Annotated in this window: 9 protein-coding genes; 4 read left to right on the top strand and 5 right to left on the bottom strand. The window is 68.8% G+C overall.

Annotation, left to right across the window (positions count from 1 at the left end):
* The first annotated feature begins 55 nt into the window (after positions 1-55).
* Both imuA' and ABW137_RS16880 read left to right on the top strand, forming a co-directional pair.
* Complete coding sequence (gene imuA' / locus ABW137_RS16875) at positions 56-763, top strand: DnaE2-dependent mutagenesis accessory factor ImuA' (RefSeq protein ID WP_526401974.1); 708 nt, start codon at positions 56-58, stop codon at positions 761-763.
* Positions 764-794: 31 nt separating this feature from the next.
* Positions 795-2390: a DNA polymerase Y family protein gene (locus ABW137_RS16880; RefSeq protein ID WP_526401988.1), complete on the top strand. Its 1596-nt coding sequence runs from the start codon at positions 795-797 to the stop codon at positions 2388-2390.
* 28 nt (positions 2391-2418) lie between these two features.
* Here the strand turns inward: ABW137_RS16880 and ABW137_RS16885 are convergent, their stop codons facing one another.
* Together ABW137_RS16885 and ABW137_RS16890 are read right to left on the bottom strand one after the other, a co-directional pair.
* Positions 2419-3450 carry a nucleoside hydrolase gene (locus ABW137_RS16885; RefSeq protein WP_526401990.1) on the bottom strand — a complete coding sequence of 344 codons (1032 nt, stop codon included), beginning with the start codon at positions 3448-3450 and terminating at the stop codon, positions 2419-2421.
* A 66-nt stretch (positions 3451-3516) separates the two neighbouring features.
* On the bottom strand, positions 3517-5544 hold the full coding sequence (locus ABW137_RS16890) for an SDR family oxidoreductase (protein ID WP_526401976.1): 2028 nt from the start codon (positions 5542-5544) through the stop codon (positions 3517-3519).
* A 132-nt stretch (positions 5545-5676) separates the two neighbouring features.
* On the opposite strand from ABW137_RS16890, the gene ABW137_RS16895 reads away from it, so the two are divergent.
* Positions 5677-6546 (top strand): MaoC family dehydratase, encoded by an 870-nt coding sequence (locus ABW137_RS16895; RefSeq protein ID WP_526401978.1) that lies wholly within the window; start codon positions 5677-5679, stop codon positions 6544-6546.
* 38 nt (positions 6547-6584) lie between these two features.
* On the opposite strand, the gene ABW137_RS16900 is transcribed toward ABW137_RS16895, so the two are convergent.
* Together ABW137_RS16900 and ABW137_RS16905 are read right to left on the bottom strand one after the other, a co-directional pair.
* A complete protein-coding gene (locus tag ABW137_RS16900) occupies positions 6585-7283 on the bottom strand; it encodes a histidine phosphatase family protein (RefSeq protein WP_526401980.1) in 699 nt (232 codons plus the stop codon).
* A gap of 29 nt (positions 7284-7312) precedes the next feature.
* A complete protein-coding gene (locus ABW137_RS16905; RefSeq protein ID WP_526401982.1) occupies positions 7313-8077 on the bottom strand; it encodes an SDR family NAD(P)-dependent oxidoreductase in 765 nt (254 codons plus the stop codon).
* Positions 8078-8087: 10 nt separating this feature from the next.
* Between ABW137_RS16905 and ABW137_RS16910 the strand changes: the two genes are divergently transcribed.
* The gene (locus ABW137_RS16910) at positions 8088-8552 is read left to right on the top strand and encodes a nuclear transport factor 2 family protein (protein WP_526401984.1); all 465 of its coding nucleotides are present in this window, start codon (positions 8088-8090) and stop codon (positions 8550-8552) included.
* On the opposite strand, the gene ABW137_RS16915 is transcribed toward ABW137_RS16910, so the two are convergent.
* A complete protein-coding gene (locus ABW137_RS16915; RefSeq protein ID WP_526401986.1) occupies positions 8549-9247 on the bottom strand; it encodes a DUF899 family protein in 699 nt (232 codons plus the stop codon). The genes ABW137_RS16910 and ABW137_RS16915 overlap by 4 nt on opposite strands.
* Positions 9248-9424 lie beyond the last annotated feature (177 nt).

Here is a 9424-nt window from a genome sequence, read left to right on the forward strand (position 1 = left end):
GTATCGAACATACTTTCGAATGCGAGACGAGTCTGATGGTGCAGAAGGTGTTGACGTGACAGCGGTGATTGGTGTGAATCAACGTCCCCTGAATCGCGCTGAACAGGTAGAACACCTCCGTCGCAAGATGGCGGAAGTATCCGGTCGGACATCTCGGACGGTGGGCCAGTCGCAGCGCGGAAATATGCCCTCACCCACCGCGCTACCCCCTTCGGAAACTTTGCTACCGATCCCCGAGGCGCTGGCTGATCTGCTGCCGAATGCGTTGCCCAGGGGCACGGTGGCGGTGCTGTCGGGGGCCCGCTCGTTGCCCTTGAGCATGGTGGCTGCGGTCACGGCGGCCGGCGGGCATGCGGCGATCGTCGGCCATCCCGACATTGGTCTGCTCGCGGCCGTCGAGATGGGTGCCGATCTGAGCAGGCTCGCGGTGATCCCCGATCCTGGGGCGGATCCGGTCGAGGTGGCAGCCGTGCTGATGGACGGCCTGGATCTGGTGGTGCTCGGAATGGCCGGGCGGTCGGTGTCGCCGACCCGGGCGCGTGCCGTGACGGCCAGGGCCCGGCAGAAGGGCTGCACCCTGTTGGTCACCGGTGGCGACTGGCATGGGGCCTCGGCCAGGCTGGAGTCGCGGGTCAGCGGTTACGAGATGACAGGCGCGGGTGGCGGGGCTCCCAGGTCGGGATGCGGGCGGATCAGCCGGGTGCGACTGGCCACCAGGGCCGGAGGTCGGTCCATCGCTCCCGTTCGGGCAGTGGGCGGGTGACGTGCCAAGTCGAGTGCTGGCCGTCTGGTGCATGGACTGGCCTGCGGTGGCGGCAGCCGCCGCAGGGAGGCTGGCCGCCACCGACCCCGTGGTGGTCACGCTGGCCAACCGCGTCATCGCCTGCTCGGCCTCGGCCAGGGCGGCGGGGGTCCGGCGGGGATTGCGTCGCAGGGAGGCCCAGGCGCGCTGCCCGCACGTCCACGTCGCGACCGCCGATCCGGCTCGCGATGCTCGCCACTTCGAGGGGGTGACGACGGCGGTCGACGAGGTGGTGCCTCGCGCGGAGGTCCTGCGGCCGGGGCTGCTGGTGCTGTCGGTACGCGGGGCGGCCCGCTACTTCGGGTCGGAGCAGTCGGCTTCGGAGCAACTCGTCGACGCCGTGGCCGCGGCGGGCGCGGAATGCCAGGTGGGCATCGCCGATCAGTTGCCCACCGCGGTGTTCGCCGCCCGCGCGGGTTGCATCGTCGAACCCGGGGGGGATGCGTCCTTTTTGGCGGGCCTGTCGATCCGGCAGTTGGCCACCGAGCCCAGCTTGGCCGCACCCGGTCGGGATGACCTGGCTGATCTGTTGTGGCGCATGGGCATTCGGCGGATCGGTCAGTTCGCCGAATTGTCCCGCTCCGACGTGGCGTCCCGGTTCGGTGCCGACGCGATCGCGGCTCATCGCTTCGCGCGTGGTGAGGCCACCCGCGGTCCGTCGGGTCGCGAGACGCCGCCGGATCTCGACGCGGTCATGGACTGCGATCCGCCGGTGGACCGCGTCGATGCGGCCGCCTTTGCTGGTCGGTCGCTCGCCGGTGAACTGCATCGCACCCTCGAGGCGACGGGGGTCGGATGCACGCGCTTGGCCATCCACGCCACCACCGCCAATGGTGAAGAGCTGCAACGCGTTTGGCGATGTGCCGAACCCCTAACCGAAGATGCCACCGCTGACCGGGTGCGTTGGCAACTGGATGGTTGGCTCAATCGGCGACGCGAGGGTCGGCCCGCAGGGCTCGGAGGCCCGATCACCACGTTGCGGTTGCGTCCGGTGGAGGTGGTGTCGGCTGCGGCGCTACAACTGCCCTTGTGGGGCTCCTCCGGGGACGACGACCGGCTGCGTGCCCGCCGGGCCCTGGTCCGGGTCCAGGGTCTGCTCGGGCCGGAGTCGGTGCAGGTGCCGGTACTCAGCGGCGGTCGCGGACCCGCCGAACGCATCACCTTCACGCCGCTGGGAGACGAACCGGTGCCGCGGGCGGACCCAGGTCAACCGTGGCCGGGACAACTCCCAGAGCCGTCGCCCGCCGTGCTGCTCGACGATCCGGTCGACCTGCTCGACGTGGAGGGAAACGCGGTGCGGGTGACGGGGCGGGGGTTGTTCTCCTCGGACCCGGTACGTCTGGCGGGGGATGGCAGGTCGGGCACGTTGAGCTGGTGGGCAGGACCGTGGCCCGTCGACGAAAGATGGTGGGAATCAGGGGGAGTGGCGGGCTGGGAGGAGGCGGCCCCGGGGCCGCGGATGAGCAGGTCGGGGCGGACGGCACGGGTCCAAGTGCTGCTCGATGGTGAGGGGCGAGACGCCGCGGGGCAAGCGCTCCTGCTGTGTTATCGCCAACGGCGGTGGTACGTGGAGGGGGTGTACGAGTAGATCGACGGTGGTGACCGACGATTGAGCACTAGCCGAGCGTCGCCGCGAACGGACCCACTCGCGCGATGAACCGGTCGAAGAACACGTCCGGATCGACCTCGACGCCGACGTGTGCGTTGGGATAGCGGCCCCAATGGCCCCGCCAGTCGGCCACGGTCATCCCGCGGGTCAGGGTGCCGGTCAGCTCGACGTCGACCGTCGCCTGGCGGTAGAGCACCAGATCGGGATCCAGGGCGACGGCCGCGGCCAACGGATCGTGCAGGTGGGCCAAATAACCCTCGCCCTGGTCGAAGTGGAACTCGAAGTAGAAGCGCATGGCGTCTTCGAGCACGCGGATCAACGGGTTCGGGGCCTCCGACCGGGTGCCGCGATCGTCGAGCACGCTCAACGGGCTGGAGGGCGAGCCTGCCGCGCTGGCCAACCGGCCCAGAATCGACGGCGTCATCGCCGCGTGCTCGGTGAGGTTGAGGCCCAACACGATGGGCAGGTGCGTCGGCCGATCGAGTCCCCACGCTGCACTCCACACGGCGAACACCTCCGCGGCGGCCTCGGGATCCACGCTGATGTTCCATTCGGCGACCGGGGTGGTGTTGCCGCGGTAGTCGAATGCACCGCCCATGATCACCAGCCGTCGCAGCAGCCTCGGCAGGGCGGGCTCGATGCGCATCGCGAGCGCCAGGTTGGTGAGCGGGCCGGTGGCCAGGCCGATCAGCTGGCCGGGATCGTCATGCGCGGCGCGGACCCACGCCTCGGCGGCGTCGTAATCGGTGAGCTGGCCCGAGTGTCCGGGCAGTTCGGCGTACCCGAGGCCCGCGGGACCGTGAGTGTCCTCGGCGGTGCGCAGCGGCGTGCTCAATGGTCGCTGAGCGCCCTTGGACACCGGGATGTCGGCGGCGTGGCACAACTCGAGCAGTCCCAGGTTGTTGATGCAGACCTGGTCGACCGGCACGTTGCCCGCCGTCGATGCAATGCCCACCAACTGCGCGTCCTCGCTGGCCAGCAGGTATGCCAGCGCCATCGCGTCGTCGACGCCGGTGTCCACGTCGGCGAAGACCGGCACTGCAGGCGCGGGGCCCTCGTGCTTCTCGACTGACCCCGTCACGCCGCTCACCATAGGGCCGGGCACCTACCAGTGCACACCCGGGACCAATCGCACCGCCCGCTTGACCGGGCGCGGCACCCGGATCCTCGACGCGGCGGAGCGGGTGGGGCGCTTGGGGCGCCGGGTGGGTTCACGCTCGGGCGTCGTTGCGGACTCGGGCACGATGCCGCGGGCCGCCGCCGAATCGGGATAGCCGAGATAGAGCTGGTGCAGCACGCGGCGGGACAGCTTGGGCGTGAAGTACATGCCGACGTCGGCCAAGGTGCCCATGGGAGTGTCGATCCGGGCGGGCTTGTCCACCAGGCCCCGCACCACCATGGCCGCGGCATGGTCGGCGGTGATCGGCGGCACCGGATTCAGCCTGCGCGACGGCGCGATCATCGGCGTCTCCACCAGCGGCATGTGAATGCTGGTGAACGTGACGTGATCCGACAACGTCTCGGTGCCGACCACCTCGGCGAACGCGTCGAGCGCCGCCTTGCTCGGAATGTAGGCGCTGTACTTCGGACTGCTGGCCTGCACGCCCGCGCTCGACACGTTGACGACGTGCCCGAACCGGCGCTCCCGCCAGTGCGGCAGCAGTGCCAACACCATTCGCACCGCGCCGAAGTAGTTGACGGCCATCACGCGCTCGTAGTCATGCAGGCGATCGGTGGACGCCGAGACCGAGCGGCGGATCGAACGGCCCGCGTTGTTCACCAGGTAGTCGACGTGCCCGAACTGGCCGAGGATGTCCTTCACGGTGTGATCCACCGATGCCGAATCCGTCACGTCGCACGTGAATGCATGTGCGGCGCCCCCGAATTCGCGGATCTCGGTGACGAGGTCGTCGAGTGCCTCGGCGTTGCGGGCGAGGGCGAACACCGTCGCTCCGCGTTCGGCCACGGCGATCGCCGAGGCACGTCCGATGCCGCTGGAGGCGCCGGTGATGATGACGTGACGGCCGACCAGCGGTCCGTCGGGGTCCTCGCGGCGGGCCCGGTCGGGGTCCAGGTGTTCGGCCCAGTACCGCCACAGCTTCGGCGCGTACGACTTGAACTCGGGGACGTGGATCCCACTGCCGCGCAACGCCTCTGCCGTATTCGATGAGTCGAAGGTGGGTGCCATGTCCACGATGTCGAGGATCCCCGCGGGGATGCCGAGCTGGGTGGCCGCCATGTTGCGCAGGATCTTCGCTCGGCCGGTGGCCTTGAGGAACGGCGTCGCCACCGATCCGGGCAGCGCGCCGCGCAGGGCCGGTAGCCCGGCCTCCTTGGCGACCCCTCGGTAGAGGTCCTTCAGGCCAACCGACTTCGGTGCCGTCAGATGGAACGTCTGACCGTCTCGGTCGGGTGCGTGCAACAGTGCGACGACCGCGTCAACGACGAAGTCCACCGGGACGATGTTGGTGCGTCCGGTGTCGGGCAGCAGAATCGGCGTGATGCTGGGCAGCACGGCCAGCTTGGCGAGGATGCCGAAGAAGTAGTAGGGCCCGTCGATTTTGTCCATCTCGCCCGTCCGAGAGTCGCCGACGACGACCGCGGGCCGGTAGACGCGGAAGCGAAGACCTTGCGAGGACCGCACCAGCATCTCGGCCTCGAACTTCGTCTGGTGATACGGGGTGGGCAGGTCCTGCGCGACGTCGAAGTCCTCCTCGGTGTACTCGCCAGGGAATGAGCCGGCGACGGCGATCGACGACACGTGGTGCAACGTCGCGTTGAGCCGTAGGGCGAGTGCGATCACCGATCTGGTGCCGTCGACGTTGGCTTTCCGCATTGCGGCTTCAGCGACCGAGCCGTCGGCGGTGACGTCGTAGACCGCGCCGCAGTGCACGACGTGGTCGACGGCGCCGAGCTCGGTGATGCTGTCGTCGGTGAGGTCGAGTCCGGGCACCGTGAGGTCGCCGACCAGTGGCTTGGCTCCGCTGCCCCACGGTCCGGCCAGCTGCTCGAAGCGGGCCAGGGACTCGCGGCGCACCAGCACCCACACCTCGGCAGCGTCGTCGCGGGCGAGGAGAGCGGACACGACGCGACGACCAATGAACCCGGTACCGCCGGTAACGACATAGCGCATCCGAGCCATGGTCACCCTTCGCCCGGCAAAGGTCAATTGCCCGCACCGCTGGCGGGGTCAACCACGTGTGATCCGGTTGCGACCGCCGCGCTATCGTCCGACTGAGCCGTCAACGCCTTCAAGGGAGAGAGCATGCCGATCAACCCCAACGCCATCGGTGCCAAGAGCGCGGCCCAACCCTTCACGTGGACCGAACGCGACACCATGCTCTACGCACTCGGCGTCGGCGCGGGGACCAACGACCTGGCCTTCACCACCGAGAACAGCCACGACATCGAGCAGCAGGTGCTGCCCACCTACGCCGTGATCGCCTGCCCGGCGTGGGGTGCGGTCGGAGAGGTCGGCAGCTTCAACTTCGCCATGCTGCTGCACGGCAGCCAGCAGATTCGTCTGCACGCACCGCTGCCGCCGTCCGGCAAGCTCGACGTGCACTCCGAGGTCGTCGACATCCAGGACAAGGGCGAGGGCAAGAACGCCATCCTGGTGCTCAAGGGCATCGGCACCGACCCCGACACTGGCAAGGTCATCGCCGAAACCGTCTCCACCGCCGTGATCCGCGGCGAGGGCGGGTTCGGCGGTCAGCCGGGGGAGCGGCCCGTCGCGCCGGCGATCCCCGACCGTGAGCCCGACGCCAAGGTGGCGCTGCCCACCACCGAGGATCAGCCGCTGATCTACCGGCTGTCCGGCGACCGCAATCCACTGCACAGCGATCCCTGGTTCGCCAAGAACCTTGCCGGCTTCCCGAAGCCGATCCTGCACGGGCTGTGCACCTATGGCGTCGCGGGCCGGGTCCTGGTCGCCGAGCTCGCTGGGGGCGACGCCACCAAGATCACGGCCGTCGGAGCGCGGTTCACGTCCCCGGTCTTCCCTGGCGAGACGTTGACGACGTCGGTGTGGCGCACCGAGCCGGGGCACGCCGTGTTCCGTACCGAGGCCGCTGGTGTCGACGGGTCGAATGCGCGGCTGGTGTTGGAGGACGGCACGGCGGAGTACGCCTCCTAGTCCCCTTCCTAGCCCCCCGGCCTAATCTCCCCTGTCCCTCAGATCTGCTTGCCGTTCCAGTCGACGAGAGTCCAACCCGCACCCGGGCTTCCAGTGACCACGACGTATCCGGTGTTGTTGAGTGGCTCGGATTCCAGAAGTGCCGGGTCGGCGTTGCGCGCGTTCATGATCGTCCACAGGGCGATCGCGCCGCCGTGCGAGAACGCGACGGGTCGCTGATCGCCGCTGGCGTAGATGGAGGCGACGGCATCGTCGAAACGTGCGTCGAACTCGTTGCCGTCGATCGAGCCGGGGATGCGTGCGGCGCGGTCGCCTGCGGCCCATTGCCGCAGCACGTCGAAGAATCCGGCGGCCGCCGAGTTGGGCTGGCCCTCGTAGATGCCCGCTTCGATCTCGCCGAGTCCCGGGAGGATTTCGACGGGTTCGTTGAGCTCGTCGGCGAGGAACTGGGCGGTCTGTTGAGTGCGCAGCATCGCCGAGGCGAAGATGCCGTCGAAAGCACAACAGCCGCCGTCGCCGAAGGTGGCGGCGACGTCCCGCGCCTGGGCCCAGCCGAGGTCGGTCAGGCCGGGGCCGGGCGTCCGCGTGTCGATGAATCCGGAGGTGTTGCCGCTCGATTCGCCGTGCCGGATGAAGGTCAGCGTGATGTCGTCGTCCGGTGCCGCCGCAGCTGGCGCCGCCATTGACACCACGGCGATCGTGACGGCAAGGGCGATGGCGGCGATGTGTCGGGTCATCGCCGTGATCCTGCCAGCCGGAGCAGCGGTTACCAGGTCTGTTCGGCCGCTCGCACCAGAATCTCGTTGACTGCGACGCGCCGGTCGCGGGTGACCATGTACGTCACGGCGTCGGCGATGTCCTCGGGTTCGAGCTTCACCATGCCGGGACTGCGTCGCTCGATGGCCTCGCGGTCGGCGGCCGACAGGTTGTTGGTGATCTCGGTCTGCACGGTGCCCGGCTCGACCAGGCCGACGCGAACCCGCCGGCCGAGCAGCTCCTGACGGATGGCCTCGGAGAACGCGCCGACACCGAACTTCGTCAGCGCGTAGACCGCCGTGCCCGGTCGGGCGACGCGGCCAGCGGTCGAGCTGATGTTGACGACGTCGGCGACGCCGCGCGGCGAGTCGGCCGCCGCGGCGATCAGATGTGGCAGGGCGGCGCGCGTCACGTACAGCAGGCCCTGCACGTTGACCGACAGCATCGTGTCCCAGTCCGCAGTGTCCGCCTCTGCGGCCGGTCCGATCAGCATCAGGCCTGCGTTGTTGACGACGGTGTCGAGGCGGCCCAACCGTGCCATCACGGACCCGACGGCCTTGACGGCCTGGGCCGGATCGGACACGTCGGCCTCGACGGGGATGGCCTTGCCACCCGAGGATTCGATGCGACGGCTGAGGTGCTCGAGCCGGTCGAGTCGCCGTGCGAGCAGTGCGACCGTCGCGCCCTCTGCGGCCAATGCCACGGCGGTCGCCTGCCCGATACCGCTGCTCGCACCCGTCACCAATGCCACCGTGCCGTTGAGTCTTTGCGTCATGATTGTCATCATGACCGACGAAGCCAAGCCACCGTTCCCACCGTTCGACCGCGAATCCGCGACAGTCAAGGTCCAAGCCGCCGAAGACGCGTGGAACACCCGCGACCCGCGGCGGGTCAGCATGGCGTACACCGAGGATTCGCAGTGGCGCAACCGGGATCTGTTCATCACCGGGCGTGCGGGCATCGTCGAGTTCCTGACGGCGAAGTGGGAGAAGGAACTCGACTACGCCCTGCGCAAGAGCCTGTGGAGCTTCGACGGGAACCGGATCGCCGTGCGCTTTCAGTACGAATGGCACGATGCCTCTGGTCAGTGGCACCGCAGCTACGGCAACGAGCTGTGGGAGTTCGACGACAACGGACTCATGCGCCGCCGCGAGGCCAGCATCAACGACACCGCCATCGCCGAGTCGGAGCGGCGGTACTTCGGGCCAAGGACGGAACCCGAACGGGGGCAGGACATCCCGCTGCGTTAGCCCGTCCCGTACATCCTGGCGACGTCGGGCGAGTCGAGCCATTTGGAGTACGTCGGCGACTTCGGCCAGCCCTCCGGTGAGTCTTGCCACTCTTCCTGGCGGCCCCACGGCAGCAGGTCGATCAAGGCGAAGCTGTGGCTCAGCTGCTCGGTGCCGCGGCCGTCGGTGTGCCACGTGCGGTACACCGTCTGTTGACCCGACGGAGCCGTCGCGCGGAGGAAGACGTTCACGGCAAACCCCGTTCCCGGCGCAGCGCCGACGTCGGCGCTGAACGAGCTCTCCGACGACGAGTACCACTCCATCTTGTTGCCGACCTTGGCCTTGTACGCCAACGCTTCCTCGATCGGGCCGTTGGTGACGATGACGAATCGGGCGTCGTAGCCGTCCAGGAACTCCAACCTGGTGAACTGCGACGTGAATCCGGTGCAGCCACCGCACTGCCACTCGGCGCCGTCCGACCACATGTGGTTGTAGACGATCAATTGCGACTTGCCGACGAACACGTCCACCAAGCGCACCGGCCCGTCCGCCCCGACCAGGGTGTAGTCGGGCATCTCCACCATCGGCAGCCGCCGTCGCTCCGCGGCGATGGCATCCAATTCGCGGGTGGCGGCCTTCTCCCGTCGCCGCAGCTCGTCGAGCGCCGTCCGCCACGTCGTCCCGTCGACCACAGGTGGCAATCCAGGGGTTGTCATCGCATCTCCTCACACTGTCGGTTGCAGTGTTTACCCGGATACGGACCGGAACTCATCGCCCTAGGGCAGCTCGCCGCCCAGCTCAGGCCCGAGCGAACGAAGCGGCGTCGGCTCGGCGGCCACTCGCGTCTCCGGCGCGAACACCCAACCGACAGCCGCGACCAGCAGGATGACGCC

Origin of the sequence: Mycobacterium sp. (genome assembly GCF_040509115.1) — a bacterium.
In the GTDB taxonomy this organism is placed as follows: domain Bacteria; phylum Actinomycetota; class Actinomycetes; order Mycobacteriales; family Mycobacteriaceae; genus Mycobacterium.

What these genes read in the sequence shown, in the direction of transcription:
- ABW137_RS16910 (WP_526401984.1), top strand. Translation starts at nt 8,088, where the DNA reads ATGACCGACGAAGCCAAGCCACCGTTCCCACCGTTCGACCGCGAATCC.
- ABW137_RS16895 (WP_526401978.1), top strand. Translation starts at nt 5,677, where the DNA reads ATGCCGATCAACCCCAACGCCATCGGTGCCAAGAGCGCGGCCCAACCC.
- ABW137_RS16905 (WP_526401982.1), bottom strand. Translation starts at nt 8,077, where the DNA reads ATGACGCAAAGACTCAACGGCACGGTGGCATTGGTGACGGGTGCGAGC.
- ABW137_RS16880 (WP_526401988.1), top strand. Translation starts at nt 795, where the DNA reads ATGGACTGGCCTGCGGTGGCGGCAGCCGCCGCAGGGAGGCTGGCCGCC.
- ABW137_RS16890 (WP_526401976.1), bottom strand. Translation starts at nt 5,544, where the DNA reads ATGCGCTATGTCGTTACCGGCGGTACCGGGTTCATTGGTCGTCGCGTC.
- ABW137_RS16915 (WP_526401986.1), bottom strand. Translation starts at nt 9,247, where the DNA reads ATGACAACCCCTGGATTGCCACCTGTGGTCGACGGGACGACGTGGCGG.
- ABW137_RS16900 (WP_526401980.1), bottom strand. Translation starts at nt 7,283, where the DNA reads ATGACCCGACACATCGCCGCCATCGCCCTTGCCGTCACGATCGCCGTG.